Source organism: Intrasporangium sp. Soil_C_50 (assembly GCF_057656595.1).
Genome location: NZ_JBDGKB010000022.1, coordinates 1 through 14,930 on the forward strand (window position 1 = coordinate 1; position 14,930 = coordinate 14,930).

A 14,930-nucleotide genomic window follows, 5' to 3' on the forward strand; every position below is an offset into this window, starting at 1 on the left:
ACGCCACACCGCCCTCGACGGGCTCCCACCGATCAGCCGCCTGTCACCAACGTCATGACCGGGTACACCTAGGGGCGGCGGACAGGCAGCGCCGCCCGGCCCGGGTGTGCGCCGGCGCGACGCGTCCGAGGCGCTCGACGCGTCTGGCGTGGCGCAGGCCACCCCGGCAGGATGGGACGGCGGCCCCACGGCCGCGACGCATCGGATATCTTGATGTCAAGATTTCTTGCCGGTGGACCGTGGCGTCCTGTCGCCGCGGCCGGCCCGTCGGCACCGGACGACTCGTCCGCACCACCCGAGCCTGAACAGCCCACCGGCACGACCAGAGCACACCGAACGGAGCACCCGCGTTGGACTCGACCATCATCTACACGCACACCGACGAGGCCCCTGCGCTGGCGACGGCCTCGCTGCTGCCCATCGTCTCGGCCTTCGCCAAGCAGGCCGGTGTCGACGTCGAGACGCGCGACATCTCCCTGTCGGGCCGTATCCTCGCCGCCTTCCCCGATGCCCTGACGAGCGAGCAGGCCGCCACCGGCGTCGGGCACGACGCGCTCGCCGAGCTGGGCGCGCTCGCGCAGACGCCCGAGGCCAACATCATCAAGCTGCCGAACATCTCGGCGTCGATCCCGCAGCTCAAGGCCGCGATCGCCGAGCTGCAGGGCCAGGGCTACGCCCTGCCCGACTACCCCGACAACCCGAGCACCGACGCCGAAAAGTCGGCTCGTGCGGCCTACGACAAGATCAAGGGCTCGGCCGTCAACCCCGTCCTGCGCGAGGGCAACTCGGACCGCCGGGCTCCCGCGTCGGTGAAGAGCTACGCCCGCAAGCACCCGCACTCGATGGGCGCGTGGAGCGCCGACTCGAAGACGAACGTCGCGACGATGGACGCCGACGACTTCCGCCACAACGAGAAGTCGGTCGTCATCGACGGCGACAGCACGATCCGCATCGAGCACGTCACGGCCGACGGCACCGTCACGGTCCTCAAGCCCGACTTCCCGGTGCTCGCCGGTGAGGTCGTCGACGCCACCTACCTGGACGTCGCCGCCCTCGAGCGCTTCCTCGCCGCGCAGGTCGCGCGTGCCAAGGAGGAGGGCGTCCTCTTCTCGGTGCACCTCAAGGCCACGATGATGAAGGTCTCCGACCCGATCATCTTCGGCCACGTCATCCGCGCCTTCTTCCCGGCCCTCTTCTCCGGGCACGCCGCCGAGCTGGCCGCCGCCGGCGCGTCGCCGAACGACGGCCTCGGCGCGATGCTCAAGGCCGTCGAGTCGCTGCCTGCCGAGCAGCGCGCGGCCGTCGAGGACGCCGTCAAGGCGGCCCTCGCCGACGGGCCGGCCCTCGCGATGGTCGACAGCAACCGCGGCATCACCAACCTGCACGTGCCGAGCGACGTCATCGTCGACGCGTCGATGCCGGCGATGATCCGCACCTCGGGCCACATGTGGAACGCCGCGGGCGACGAGCAGGACACCCTCGCCGTGCTGCCCGACAGCTCGTACGCCCCGATCTACCAGGTCGTCCTCGACGACTGCCGCGCCCACGGCGCCTTCGACCCGGCCACGATGGGCTCGGTGCCCAACGTCGGCCTAATGGCGCAGAAGGCCGAGGAGTACGGCAGCCACGACAAGACGTTCGAGATCGCCGAGGCCGGCACCGTGCGCATCGTCGACGGCTCGGGCGCGACGCTCCTCGAGCACACTGTCTCGGCCGGCGACATCTGGCGCGCCTGCCAGACCAAGGACGTGCCGATCCGCGACTGGGTCAAGCTCGCCGTCAACCGGGCCCGCGCCACCGGCACGCCCGCCGTGTTCTGGCTCGACGCCGACCGCGCGCACGACGCCAACCTCATCGGCAAGGTCAAGGAGTACCTCGGCGAGCACGACACCGAGGGCCTGACCATCGAGATCCTCGCGCCGGCCGAGGCCATCGCGTACTCGCTCGAGCGGATCCGCAGGGGCGAGGACACCATCTCGGTCACCGGCAACGTCCTGCGCGACTACCTCACCGACCTCTTTCCGATCCTCGAGCTCGGCACGTCGGCCAAGATGCTCTCGATCGTCCCGCTCATCAACGGCGGCGGCCTCTTCGAGACCGGCGCCGGCGGTTCGGCCCCGAAGCACGTGCAGCAGCTCGTCCAGGAGGACTACCTGCGCTGGGACAGCCTCGGGGAGTTCCTCGCCCTCGCCGTCAGCCTCGAGCACCTCGCCGAGGCCACCGGCAACGCCCGCGCCAAGGTGCTCGGCGAGACGCTCGACCGGGCCACCGGCCGGCTCCTCGACGAGAACAAGTCGCCGGCGCGCAAGGTCGGCCAGATCGACAACCGCGGCAGCCACTTCTACCTGGCCCTCTACTGGGCCCAGGAGCTGGCGCAGCAGACCGAGGACGCCGAGCTGGCGGCGGCCTTCGCCGACACGGCCAAGGCCCTCGCTGACAACGCCGAGGCCATCGACGCCGAGCTCATCGGCGCCCAGGGCCATGCGGTCGAGATCGGCGGCTACTACCGCCCCGACCCGGCCAAGGTCTCCGAGGTCATGCGCCCGTCCGCGACGCTGAACGGCATCATCGACGCCCTCGCCTGACCCCTCTCAACCGTCGAGGGGCCACGTTCGGCTGGCTCTGAACCGTCGAAAGGCCACGTTCCGTTCCCAGAACGTGGCCTTTCGACGTGTCTGGCGCAGCCGATCGTGGCCTTTCGACGGGTGGAGGGCGACCGAAGGTGGCCTCTCGACGTCTCAGCCCTCGCGGAGCGCGTCGCTGGCCTCGGCGATGATGGCCTGCATCGCGGCTGAGGCGGCTGCGCCGTCGCCGGACTGGACGGCCTCGGCCACGTCACCGTGCAGCCGGACCGCGACCGGGTTCGGCGTGGACGGCATCAGGTCGTGGTGGGTCCGGCCGGCGAGGACCTCGCCGACGACCCCCGACAGCGCAGCGAGCATCTCGTTGCCCGACGCCGCCAGCAGGGTCGCGTGGAAGGTCTGGTCGGCCTGAAGATAGGCCTCCAGGTCACCGGACTTGGCGTGCACCGCCATCGCCACCACGGCCCCGGTCATCGCCCCGCACTGCTCCGGCGTCGCGTGCGCTGCGGCCAGCTCGGCCGCCACCGGCTCGACACCGCGGCGCAGCTCGCCGAGGGAGAGCAGCTGACCCTCCCGGCCCGGGCCGTCGAGGCGCCACCGGATGACCCGCGGGTCGAAGACGTTCCACGCCGTGCTCGGCATGACCCGCACCCCGAGCCGCTTGCGCGCCTCCACCAGCCCCATCGAGTCGAGCACCCGGACCGCCTCGCGGACCACCGAGCGCGACACCCCGTACCGCTCGTCGAGCTGGTCGATGCGCAGCACCGTCCCGGCCGGCAGCTCACCGGAGACGACCTGCCGCCCGAGCGCATCGAGGACGCTCGCGTGGAGCGCAGGACGGCGGTCGGTCGACATGACGCCAGCCTGTCACACGGCACACCCGCTCGGCCGTGCGCATCTTTAAATCTGTTTTATTTGCCACTAGGTCTTGAAAAGACGTCCTTGTTGCTCCACTCTAGGCCGAGCGACTCGACGAAGAGAGCGATCGAGCCGGACGAAGGAGTCACGGAGCATGTCGCAACGGACGACAGCGAACACAGAGCACCACCCACCACCCCTGGTCGTCGTCATGGGGGTGTCCGGCTCGGGCAAGACCACCGTCGGGGCCGCCCTGGCGCAGCGTCTGCGTGTCCCCTTCACCGACGCCGACGACTTCCACCCGCGGGCCAACATCGACAAGATGTCGGCCGGCATCCCCCTCACCGACGACGACCGTGGCCCCTGGCTGGCCACGATCGCGCAGTGGCTCGCCGACCACGCCATCACCGGCGGCGTCACCAGCTGCTCGGCGCTCAAGCACGCCTACCGCGACGTGCTCGCCGCGGCCGCCCCGCACGTGTACTTCCTGCACCTGCACGGCACCCCCGAGGTCATCGCGACGCGCGTGGCCGGGCGCCCCGGGCACTTCATGCCCGCCGCACTCGTCGAGTCGCAGTTCGCCACCCTCGAGCCCCTCGGTCCCGTCGAGCACGGCGCCGTCCTCGACGTCGACCAACCCGTCGACGACCTCGTCACGCAGTCCCTCGGCCCCCTGGCCGCCCGCATCCCGGAAGTGACCCAGCCATGACCACCACCCTGCTGTCCGCGTCGGTCGTCGCAGCCGACGCCGCACCGGCCATCCCCGCCGGGCGCCTCGTGCCGGCCGCGCTGCTCGGCATCGCCGTGCTCGTCCTGCTCATCGTGCGGTTCCGGCTGCACCCGTTCCTCGCCCTGACCCTGGGCTCGCTCACCGTCGGCGCCGTGGCCGGCGTCGCGATGAGCGACGTCATCGACAGCTACACCAAGGGCTTCGGCAGCACCGCGGCCGGCGTCGGCATCCTCATCGCGCTCGGCGCGATGTTCGGCAAGCTGCTCGCCGACTCCGGCGGCGCCGACGAGATCGTCGACACCATCGTCGGACGCAGCTCGACGAAGGCCCTCCCCTGGGCCATGGCCGGCGTCGGCGCCATCATCGGCATGCCGATGTTCTTCGAGATCGGCCTCGTGCTGCTCATGCCGGTGATCTTCCTCGTCGCCCGCCGCTCCGGCCTGTCGCTCGTGCGGGTCGGCATCCCGGCCCTCGCCGGCCTGTCCGCGATGCACGGCCTCGTGCCGCCGCACCCCGGCCCGCTCGTGGCCATCGACGCGCTCAAGGCCGACCTCGGCATCACCCTCGGCCTGGGCATCCTCGTCGCGATCCCGACGGTCGCCGTGGCCGGCCCGTGGTTCGCCCGCCTCGCCTCCCGCTGGGTCGACGTGCCCGCGCCCGACCTCTTCGAGCCCCGCGCCGAGGCGGCCACCCGTCGCCCGTCGTTCGGCATCACGCTGTTCACGGTCCTGACCCCGGTCGTGCTCATGATGGGCAAGGCCCTCGCCGACATCCTCGCCGGCAAGGACACCCCGGCCCGCGCCGCCCTCGACTTCCTCGGCACGCCTCTCGTCGCCCTGCTCATCGCCGTCATCCTCGCGATGTTCACGCTCGGCCGCGGCGCCGGCATGGGCGTCAAGGAGGTCAGCTCCTCGCTCGAGGCCTCGCTGGGCCCGATCGCCGGCATCATCCTCATCGTCGCCGCCGGCGGCGGTTTCAAGCAGACGCTCGTCGACACCGGCATCGGCAAGCTCGTCGCCGACTGGATCGCGGGCAGCGGCCTGTCGGTGCTCCTGCTCGCCTGGCTCGTCGCGGTCCTCATCCGCCTCGCCACCGGCTCGGCCACCGTCGCCACGGTCACGGCGTCGGGCATCCTCGCGCCGCTGACCGCCGGCATGCCGGCCACCCAGGTGTCGCTCATGGTCCTGGCCATCGGCGCCGGATCGGTGTTCTTCTCCCACGTCAACGACGCCGGCTTCTGGCTCGTCAAGGAGTACTTCGGGATGAAGGTCGGCCAGACGATCAAGACGTGGTCACTCATGGAGACCGTCCTGTCGGTCACCGGGCTCGTCCTCGTCCTGCTCCTCAACCTCGTCGTCTAGCCCACCCCCAAACCGTCGAGAGGCCACGAGTGGTCGCTCCACGACAGTCGAAAGGCCAGCTCTCGTCGCGAGTGCTGGCCTTTCGACGCGCCGGAGGCGACCGAACGTAGCCTTTCGACGCGCCGGAGGCGACCGAACGTGGCCTCTCGACGGGTGAGGGAGGCGGGGGTCAGCGGATGCGGACGCCGCTGATGGCGCGGGCGATGACGAGTCGCTGGATCTCGCTCGTGCCCTCGAAGATCGTGTAGATCTTCGCGTCGCGCGACCACCGCTCGACCGGGTGGTCGGACACGTAGCCGGCGCCGCCGAGGATCTGGACCGCCTTGTCGGTGACGGCCACCGCGACCTCGCCGGCCTTGAGCTTGCTCATCGACCCCTCCGCCGCACCGAACGGCTGGTTCGTCTTTCCCATCCACGCCGCGCGCCACACGAGCAGGCGCGCGGCGTCGATCTCCGTCCGCATGTCGGCGAGGGCGAACGCGATGGCCTGGTTCTCGATGATCGGTCGGCCGAAGGCGACACGGTCCTTGGCGTAGTCGAGGGCGTGCTCGTACGCGGCCCGAGCGATGCCGATGGCCTGCGCCCCGACCGTGGGGCGGGTGAGCTCGAAGGTGCGCATGGCGGCCTGGCCGCCCTGGCGACCACCGCTGCCGGCTCCGCTGCCCTCGCGGGCCCGGGCCAGGCGCTCGTCGAGCCGCTCCTTGCCGCCGAGCAGGCACGAGCCCGGAACGCGGACGTCGTCGAGGAAGACGTCGGCCGTGTGCGAGGCCCGCAGGCCGAGCTTGCGCAGCTTGCGGCCGCCCTCGAGCCCGGGGGTTCCCGGCGGCACGACGAAGGCAGCCTGACCGCGGGAGCCGAGGTCGGGGTCGACGACGGCGGTCACCACGTGGACAGTGGCGATGCCGCCGTTGGTGATGTAGGCCTTCTGCCCGTTCAGCACCCACTCGTCCGTGGCCTCGTCGTACCGGGCCCGAGTGCGCATGGCAGCGACGTCGGAGCCGGCCTGCGGCTCGGTCGTCGCGAAGGCGGCCAGCCTCGGCTCGTCGGCGTCGCCGTAGCACTGCGGCAGCCACTCGACCATCTGGTCGGGCGTGCCCGAGCCGTAGATCGCGGCGACGGCGAGGGTCGTGCCGAAGATCGACATGCCGATGCCGGCGTCACCCCAGAAGAGCTCCTCGTTGGCGAGGTTGATGGCGATGCCGGTGGGGTCGGCCCACGCCTGGGCGAGGAACTCGAACCCGTAGAGCCCGGCGCGCGCCGCCTCCTGGATGACCGGCCACGGCGTCTCCTCGCGTACGTCCCACTCGGCCGCGGCCGGGCGCACGACGTCGCGGGCGAAGCCGTGCACCCAGTCGCGCAGCTCGCGCTGGTCGTCGTCGAGGGCCAGCGAGAACTCGACCACCCGGGCTCAGCCCTTGGGGATGTCGAAGAAGTTCGCGATGTTGGCGGCGAGGCCGAGGTCGCCCTTGGCCTTGATCTTGCCGGTCATGAACATCATGACCGGGTTGCCGCTCTTGGTGATGACCTTGGTGAAGTCGACGGGCGACATCGTCAGGGTGAGCGTGGCGTCGCCGTCGTGGCCCGGCAGTGCCGTGCAGGTGCCGTCGGCGAAACGGACGGTCCACTCGTCGGCGCCACCGTCGGGGCGACCGGTGATGCTCCAGTGCGTCGTGGCCGTGGTGGAGCCGGCGCGGTCGGCACGGAAGAGCTCGGGCATGCGCGAGAAGATCGCGCTCAGGATCGCCTCGCGGTTGTCCGTGGCCATCAGCGCCGTGACGTCCTTGTCGGACATCTTCTTGACGATCTGGATGAACTCGGCCGGCTCGACGGCCGCGAGCTGCTCGGGCGTGGCGGTCGCGAAGTCCATGTCGGACATGGTGGCCCCTTTCGGGAGACGGTTCGGAACGGTGGAGGTTACCGGCAGTAACCTACCCGACCGCTCCGCCGCCGAGGAACCACCCCACGACCATCCCGTCCGGCCGCCCCGGCTCGATGAAGTGCTCCCACCCGAAGGCCATGGCGAACATCTGCTCGGGCATCTCGAGCATGCTGCGGGCATCGGACTGGCTCGCGTGCGCCTTGAGCGCCGAGCGCTTGACCTCGAGGAAGTCGCTGACGTCGCAGGCCCAGTGCAGCTCCTCCTCGAGGCTGCCGAGCGGGTTGCCGTCGTCCATCGGCGCGCTGGGGTCCCACTCGCCGACGTCGTGGCCCGCCGCCGTGGCCGCCTCGAACGAGCGGATCATCGCGCTGCGGTTCATCGATGACTCGAGGTAGCGCGCCGTGCCGGCGAGCTCGGCCGCCCGCTTGGTGACGGCGTGCACCTTGACGTGGTCGGGGTGGCCGTAGCCGCCGTGCCAGTCGTAGCCGACGACGACGTCGGCCTGCTCCTCGCGCAGCACGTCGGCGACACGGCCCGCTGCCTCGTCGGTGTCGACCCGCATGAAGCTGGCCTCGTGGTCGTTCTGCGCCCAGCCCGTCATGCCGGAGTCGGCGTAGCCGAGGAAGACGACGCGGTGCGTGCCGATGACGGCGCCCGCAGCCTCGGCCTCGACGCGTCGGCGGTGCACGACGGTCTCGCCCTCGGCGAGGTCGTCGGGCGCGTCGCCGTGGTCGCCGTTGGTGGCGACGACGAGGACGACGCGGTGCCCCTCGGACACCGCCCGGGCCATCGAGCCGGAGGTCTGGGACGCCTCGTCGTCGGGGTGGGCGTGGACGAACACGACGGTTGCCATGAGAGCAGCCTCTCACCCGTCGGCGACAGCGACGCCATCCCCGCGGCCGATCCGCCAGGTCACCCCAGCGGCATCGTGTAGACGACGAAACCCTCGTACCTCGCGAGCCGGTCGTAGAGGCGACGAGCGGTCGTGTTCGTCTCGTGGGTCTGCCAGTAGACGCTGCCGCACCCCTGCGCGCGGGCCCACTCCCCGACCGCCGCGACCAGGGTGCTCGCGACGCCGAGGCCCCGCGCCTCGGGCACCGTGAAGAGGTCCTCGAGGTAGCAGAGGTCGGGCTCGCTCGAGCTCGGGTGCACGAGGAAGTGCGCGATCCCGACGAGCTCGTCGTCGAGCCATGCGCTGAGGCCGTGCAGCCTTGCGTCGGAGGCGATCTCGCGCCACGCCCTGTCGTAGGCCGCGTCGTCGAGCGTGCGCTCGTAGAAGTCGATGTACGCGCGGAACAGCGTCTCCCAGCGCGGCCGGTCGGCCGCCTCGAGGCGTCGGGTCTCGATCACACCCGCGACGCTAGCGCCCCCTGGACGATCGAAAGAGCACTCGGTCCGCGTCCGCGTGACCGCGCGGTCACGCTCAGGGGGGACGGAGTGCTCTTTCGATCGGGAGAGCGGGTCAGGCCTTCTTGGTGGCGGCCTTCTTCGTCGTGGTCTTCTTGACCGTCTTGCGGGTCGTCTTCTTCGCTGCGCGCTTGCGGGTCGTCGGGCCCTTGGCGCGCTTCTCGGCGAGCAGCTCGTAGCCGCGCTCCGGAGTGATCGACGCCGGGTCGTCGTCCTTGCGCAGCGTCGCGTTGGTGTCGCCGTCGGTCACGTACGGGCCGAAGCGGCCGTCCTTGACGACGACGGGCTTACCGCTGACCGGGTCGGCGCCGAGCTCCTTGAGCGGGGCGGCCGCGGCGCGTCCACGCTGCTTGGGCTGGGCGTAGATCGCCAGCGCCTCCTCGAGCGTGATGTCGAAGAGCTGCTGCTCGGTCTGCAGGGAGCGCGAGTCGGTGCCCTTCTTGAGGTACGGGCCGTAGCGGCCGTTCTGGGCGGTGATCTCGACGCCCTCGGCGTCGGCGCCGACGACGCGGGGCAGGCTGAGCAGCTTGAGCGCAGCGTCGAGGTCGATGGTCGCGAGGTCCATGTCCTTGAAGAGCGACGCGGTGCGCGGCTTGACCTTGGCGGCCTTGCGTCCCTTGGGCTTGTCGCCCGCGGGCGCCTCGTCGTCGTCGATGACCTCGGTGACGTACGGGCCGTAGCGGCCGGCGCGGGCGATGATGTCGCGGCCGGTCTCGGGGTCCTGGCCGAGCACCTTGCCGTCGTCGGCGGCGACCTCGAGCAGCTCGCGGGCCTTCTCGGGGGTCATCTCGTCGGGGGCGACGTCGTCGGTGATCGTCGCGCGTCGCGGCGTCGCCGACGGGTCGGCGCCCTCGGCCACCTCGCCGGTCTCGAGGTCGACGCCGCGGGGCGTCACCTCCTCGACGTACGGGCCGTAGCGCCCGACGCGCACGACCATGCCGTCGCCGAGGGGGATCGTGCTGATCTCCTTGGCGTCGATCTCGCCGAGGTCGTCGACGAGCTGCCGGAGGCCGGCGCCGGAGGTGGGCTCGTTGCCGAAGTAGAACTGCTCGAGCCAGTGCACCCGGCCCTCGTCGCCGTTGGCGATGCGGTCGAGGTCCTCCTCCATGGAGGCGGTGAACTCGTAGTCGACGAGCGAGCCGAAGTGCTCCTCGAGCAGGCGCGTCACGGCGAAGGCGAGCCACGTCGGCACGAGCGCCTGGCCCTTGGTGAAGACGTAGCCGCGGTCCTGGATCGTGCCGATCGTCGCGGCGTAGGTGGACGGGCGGCCGATGCCGCGCTCCTCCATCGCCTTGACGAGCGTGGCCTCGGTGTAGCGGGCCGGCGGGCTCGTCTCGTGGCCGTCGGCCTCGGCGCTCAGCACCTCGATGGCGACGCCGGTCGACAGCTTGGGCAGGCGGCGCTCCTCGGCGGCGGCGTCGGCGCGGGCCACGGCCTCGTCGTCGCGGCCCTCCTCGTACGCGGCGAGGAAGCCCTTGAAGGTGATGACGGTGCCCGAGGCCGAGAACTCGACCTGCCGGGCACCCTCGACCGCGGTGTCGACCGAGAGCCGAACCGTGGCCGTCGAACCACGGGCGTCGGCCATCTGCGAGGCGACGGTGCGCTTCCAGATCAGCTCGTAGAGGGCGAACTCGTCGCCGCGCAGCTCGCCGGCCACCTGGGCCGGGCTGCGGAAGCGGTCACCGGCGGGGCGGATGGCCTCGTGGGCCTCCTGCGCGTTCTTGACCTTCTTCTCGTACCGGCGCGGCGACTCGGGCACGTACTCGGCGCCGTACATGTCGCGGGCCTGGCTGCGAGCGGCGGTCAGGGCGGCGTCCGACAGCGTCGTGCTGTCGGTACGCATGTAGGTGATGTAGCCGTTCTCGTAGAGGCGCTGCGCGACGCGCATCGCGTTCTTGCTGCTGAGGCGCAGCTTGCGCGAAGCCTCCTGCTGCAGCGTCGAGGTGGTGAAGGGGGCCGACGGGCGACGCGTGTAGGGCTTCTCCTGCACGTCGGTGACCCGGGCGTCGGCACCGGTGCACGCCTCGGCGATGCGGCGGGCCAGGCCCTCCTCGAGGTGGACGACGCCCTTGCCGGTCAGCTCGCCGGTGTCGGCGAAGTCGCGGCCGGTGGCCACGCGGGCGCCGTCGACGGAGGCGAGGCGCGCGGCGAAGCGCTGCTGCTCGCCGCCCGGGGTGAACTCGCCCTCGACGTCCCAGTAGGACGCCTTGACGAACGCCATCCGCTCGCGCTCGCGCTCGACGACCATGCGCGTCGCGACCGACTGGACGCGTCCGGCCGAGAGGCCCTGGCGGACCTTGCGCCACAGCACCGGGCTGACCTCGTAGCCGTAGAGGCGGTCGAGGATGCGGCGGGTCTCCTGGGCGTCGACGAGGCGGGTGTCGAGCTCGCGGGTGTCGTTGACGGCGCGCTGGATGGCCTCGCGGGTGATCTCGTGGAACACCATGCGCTTGACGGGAACCCGCGGCTTGAGGGCCTCGAGCAGGTGCCAGGCGATGGCCTCGCCCTCGCGGTCCTCATCGGTGGCGAGGTAGAGCTCGCTGGCGTCCTTGAGGAGGCGCTTGAGCTCGGCGACCTTCTTCTTCTTGTCCGGGTCGACGACGTAGTACGGCTCGAAGCCGTTGTCGACGTCGACGGCGAACTTGCCGAACGGGCCCTTCTTCATGTCGGCGGGCAGCTCGGAGGGGTTCGGCAGGTCGCGGATGTGCCCGACCGACGCCTCCACCTCGAAGTCCCCACCCAGGTACCCCGCGATCGTCTTCGCCTTCGCGGGCGACTCGACGATGACGAGCTTGCGGCCCTTGCCTGCAGCCATGACTCACCTACGACTTCCCGTTCTCACGTGCAGCGGATTCGTCGCTGCTCCGACGCGGAACGCCCCGACCGTAACAGGTGCGCCACCCCGGTCCGCCACATCCCGATGCACGCCGGGACGCCCGGGCTCGGCTCCGGCGCCCGGCGCCGAGGCCGTCGTCACGCCGTCGTCACGCCGTCGTCACGCCGTCGTCACGCCGTCGGGACGACCACGAGCGTCCGCCAGCGGGACGCGTCCGGCTCGCTCTGGGGGTCGGAGAGGTAGCTCTCCCACATCTGCGGGCCGGAGCTCAGCTGGTGCTCGGCCATCCACGCCTGCACGTCCGCGTACGTGTCCGGAAGGCGGTCGTAGGGGCCGACGTGGACGGCTTCGACCGCCTCTCCCGCGGGCAGCGTGCCGGGCACGACGTCGCCCGAGGCCGGCACGGCGGCCGAGACGGGGAAGCCGGCCTCGACGTCGACGGTCGCCCCGGGCATACCGTGGTAGAGCGCGAACGGCGGTCCGACGGGCGCGGCCCGCTGGGCCCGGACGGCAGCGAGCACCAGGCCGTACGCGCGCTCGAAGAATGCGGGCAGGTCCTGCAGGGGGACCTGGGCGCGGACGACGGCCGTGTGCTGCGCGGCCGTGTGGATCACGTGGATGTCGCTCATGCCACACCCTCCCGCCGCCGAGCGGGCGGGGGCAGGGCACAACGTCCCGGGACGCGTCCGGAAGAAAAGGCACGACGGTGGCGTTGCCGTGATAGTTTATGTTTCAACTTTCTACAGGAGCCGCCCATGTCCACCGCACCCGTCCTCTACCTGAGCCACGGCGCCCCGCCGCTCGCCGACGACCGGCGATGGACGGCGGAGCTCGCCGCATGGTCGACCGACCTGCCCAAGCCCAAGGACGTCCTCATCGTCTCGGCCCACTGGGAGGACGCCCCGACGACCCTGGGCTCGACCACCGGCGCCCCGCTCACCTACGACTTCTGGGGCTTCCCGCAGAAGTACTACGAGGTGACCTACGACGCGCCCGCCGCACCCGGCCTCGCCGACGAGGTGACGCGTCTGCTCACCTCCCCCGGCCACGAGGTGCACCGCGACGAGGCCCGCGGCCTCGACCACGGTGCCTACGTCCCGCTCAAGGAGATGTTCCCCGACGCCGACGTACCGGTCCTGCAGATGTCGATGCCGACGCTCGACCCGCGCGGCCTCTTCGACCTCGGCCGACGCCTCGCCCCGCTGCGCGAACAGGGCACCCTCATCGTCGGCTCGGGCTTCACGACCCACAACCTGCGCTGGTTCAACCCGGCCGCCGGTGCCGACGGCACGCCGCCCCGGGCCAGCGCCGAGTTCGACCACTGGGCGCAGGAGGCCATGGCCGCCCAGGACGTCGACGCCCTGCTCGACTTCCTCGCCAAGGCACCGGCTGCCCGAGAGGCCCACCCGCGCACCGAGCACTTCGCGCCGCTGTTCGTGACGCTCGGCGCCGCCTCGGCGTCCGGAGGCCTCACCTCGGAGAGCATCATCGACGGCTTCTGGTTCGGCCTGAGCAAGCGCTCCTGGCAGATCGGCTGACTCCGGCGGAACTCCCCGGGGGCCCGTCTCGTTCCAGAGTCGTGGGGTACCCCACGAAACGCGACCGCGGCTCGGTGTTTCCCCTGGCGCCGGGCCGCGGCCGCCCCGGTCCACACCGTGTCTCCACACCGTGTCGCGCGGGCCCCGCGGATCCTCCCCCGCGAGGCCCGCGCGACACGGTGTGGGACCCACACGGAACCCGCGTGGAACCGGCGTGGAACCCCTCGAATCGTCTGCCCGTCGCAGGCGCGCGGCACGTAGAGTGGCCGTACGCCCGAGACGGGGCGACGCCTCCGGCCCCAGGCCGGTCGCCGACCCGTGGGCGAGGGACTTCGGACGCGTCGCCGACGCGCCCGGCACCGAGGGGAAGGACCCGTTCGACGATGACCGACCAGCCAGCCGCCCAGGCCGCAGCAGCCGCTTCCGCCCAGCAGGCGCAGGCCCAGCAGGTCACGCCCCTGGCGCCGCCGCCGAGCGAGGCCTTCATCCTCACCGCGCCGGCCCCGACCCAGGCGGTCGCCGAGACCGCGGCACCCAGGATGGCCCCGGCCGTCCCCGAGGCGGCGCTGCCCGGCCTCGACTCCAAGGTCGACACCTACCTCGACGGCCTGATGCGCACCACCGCGAAGTCCCCCGAGTGGGAGGCCAAGGCGGCCGACGTGCGCAGCATGGGCACCGACGAGATCCGCTTCGCCGCCGAGAGCAGCAACCGGATGCTCCAGATGCCGGTCAAGGCGCTCAACGAGGGCGGCCTGTCGGGCAACTCCAAGGTCGGCACGACGCTCCTCGACCTGCGCCGCACCGTCGAGGACCTCGACCCCGGCCAGGCCCAGGGCGCCAAGAAGTTCCTCGGCATGATCCCGTTCGGCGACCGCGTCACCGACTACTTCCGCAAGTACCAGTCGGCCCAGAGCCACCTCAACGGCATCCTGCACTCGCTCCAGTCCGGCCAGGACGAGCTGACCAAGGACAACGTCGCCCTCAACCTCGAGAAGAAGAACCTCTGGGAGTCGATGGGCCGGCTCAACCAGTACGTCTACGTCGCCGAGCGGCTCGACGCCAGGCTCGCCGCGCAGGTGGCGACCCTCGATGCCGCCGACCCCGAGAAGGCCAAGGCGCTGCGCGAGGACGTCCTGTTCTATGTGCGCCAGAAGCACCAGGACCTGCTGACCCAGCTCGCCGTTTCGATCCAGAACTACCTGGCCATCGACATCATCATCAAGAACAACATCGAGCTCATCAAGGGCGTCGACCGGGCCACCACCACGACGGTGTCGGCGCTGCGCACGGCCGTCATCGTGGCCCAGGCCCTCAACAACCAGCAGCTCGTCCTCGACCAGATCACGGCGCTCAACACGACGACGTCGGGGATCATCGAGCGCACGTCCGAGGCCCTGAAGCAGAACTCCGCGCGCATCCAGGAGCAGGCCGCCAGCTCGACGCTGTCGATCGAGTCGCTCCAGAAGGCCTTCGCCAACATCTACGAGACGATGGACACCATCGACCAGTTCAAGGTCCGTGCGCTCGACAACATGGCCGCGACGATCGGCACCCTCGAGACCGAGGTCGCCAAGTCGCGCAGCTATCTCGAGCGCGTCGCCTCGCACGACGCTCGCCAGTCCACCAACGCCGCCCCCGGCGTCTTCGACCTCAGCGGCCCGACGCGATGAGCAGCACGGTCAGCAGCACGGTCGCGCGGGCGACCCGCGAGGACGCCTAGGGGACGCCGAGGGAGACAC

General features: G+C 71.2%; 12 protein-coding genes. 5 read left to right on the plus strand and 7 right to left on the minus strand.

Annotated elements, in window-relative coordinates; genetic code table 11:
- Positions 1 to 350: 350 nt before the first annotated feature.
- On the plus strand, positions 351 to 2,585 hold the full coding sequence (locus AC3A5R_RS22825) for an NADP-dependent isocitrate dehydrogenase (RefSeq protein WP_487623067.1): 2,235 nt from the start codon (positions 351 to 353) through the stop codon (positions 2,583 to 2,585).
- Positions 2,586 to 2,738: 153 nt separating this feature from the next.
- On the opposite strand, the gene AC3A5R_RS22830 is transcribed toward AC3A5R_RS22825, so the two are convergent.
- Positions 2,739 to 3,437 (minus strand): FadR/GntR family transcriptional regulator, encoded by a 699-nt coding sequence (locus AC3A5R_RS22830; RefSeq protein WP_487623068.1) that lies wholly within the window; start codon positions 3,435 to 3,437, stop codon positions 2,739 to 2,741.
- A gap of 157 nt (positions 3,438 to 3,594) precedes the next feature.
- On the opposite strand from AC3A5R_RS22830, the gene AC3A5R_RS22835 reads away from it, so the two are divergent.
- Positions 3,595 to 4,149, plus strand: coding sequence for a gluconokinase (locus tag AC3A5R_RS22835; RefSeq protein ID WP_487623069.1), 555 nt, complete (start codon positions 3,595 to 3,597; stop codon positions 4,147 to 4,149).
- The gene (locus AC3A5R_RS22840; protein WP_487623070.1) at positions 4,146 to 5,531 is read left to right on the plus strand and encodes a GntP family permease; all 1,386 of its coding nucleotides are present in this window, start codon (positions 4,146 to 4,148) and stop codon (positions 5,529 to 5,531) included. The genes AC3A5R_RS22835 and AC3A5R_RS22840 overlap by 4 nt, the downstream gene beginning before the upstream one ends.
- 169 nt (positions 5,532 to 5,700) lie before the next feature.
- On the opposite strand, the gene AC3A5R_RS22845 is transcribed toward AC3A5R_RS22840, so the two are convergent.
- From AC3A5R_RS22845 to AC3A5R_RS22870, 6 genes are all read right to left on the minus strand, one after another.
- Positions 5,701 to 6,933 (minus strand): acyl-CoA dehydrogenase family protein, encoded by a 1,233-nt coding sequence (locus AC3A5R_RS22845; RefSeq protein ID WP_487623071.1) that lies wholly within the window; start codon positions 6,931 to 6,933, stop codon positions 5,701 to 5,703.
- 6 nt (positions 6,934 to 6,939) lie between these two features.
- Positions 6,940 to 7,407, minus strand: a complete 468-nt coding sequence (locus tag AC3A5R_RS22850; RefSeq protein WP_487623072.1) for an SCP2 sterol-binding domain-containing protein — start codon at positions 7,405 to 7,407, stop codon at positions 6,940 to 6,942.
- 52 nt (positions 7,408 to 7,459) lie between these two features.
- Positions 7,460 to 8,263, minus strand: coding sequence for a PIG-L deacetylase family protein (locus AC3A5R_RS22855; RefSeq protein WP_487623073.1), 804 nt, complete (start codon positions 8,261 to 8,263; stop codon positions 7,460 to 7,462).
- Positions 8,264 to 8,322: 59 nt separating this feature from the next.
- The gene (locus tag AC3A5R_RS22860; protein ID WP_487623074.1) at positions 8,323 to 8,760 is read right to left on the minus strand and encodes an N-acetyltransferase family protein; all 438 of its coding nucleotides are present in this window, start codon (positions 8,758 to 8,760) and stop codon (positions 8,323 to 8,325) included.
- A 112-nt stretch (positions 8,761 to 8,872) separates the two neighbouring features.
- The gene (gene topA / locus AC3A5R_RS22865) at positions 8,873 to 11,632 is read right to left on the minus strand and encodes a type I DNA topoisomerase (protein ID WP_487623075.1); all 2,760 of its coding nucleotides are present in this window, start codon (positions 11,630 to 11,632) and stop codon (positions 8,873 to 8,875) included.
- Between the two features lie 191 nt (positions 11,633 to 11,823).
- A complete protein-coding gene (locus AC3A5R_RS22870) occupies positions 11,824 to 12,282 on the minus strand; it encodes a GyrI-like domain-containing protein (RefSeq protein WP_487623076.1) in 459 nt (152 codons plus the stop codon).
- 126 nt (positions 12,283 to 12,408) lie between these two features.
- Between AC3A5R_RS22870 and AC3A5R_RS22875 the strand changes: the two genes are divergently transcribed.
- Positions 12,409 to 13,191 carry a dioxygenase family protein gene (locus tag AC3A5R_RS22875; RefSeq protein WP_487623077.1) on the plus strand — a complete coding sequence of 261 codons (783 nt, stop codon included), beginning with the start codon at positions 12,409 to 12,411 and terminating at the stop codon, positions 13,189 to 13,191.
- A 383-nt stretch (positions 13,192 to 13,574) separates the two neighbouring features.
- Positions 13,575 to 14,861: a toxic anion resistance protein gene (locus AC3A5R_RS22880; protein WP_487623078.1), complete on the plus strand. Its 1,287-nt coding sequence runs from the start codon at positions 13,575 to 13,577 to the stop codon at positions 14,859 to 14,861.
- Positions 14,862 to 14,930 lie beyond the last annotated feature (69 nt).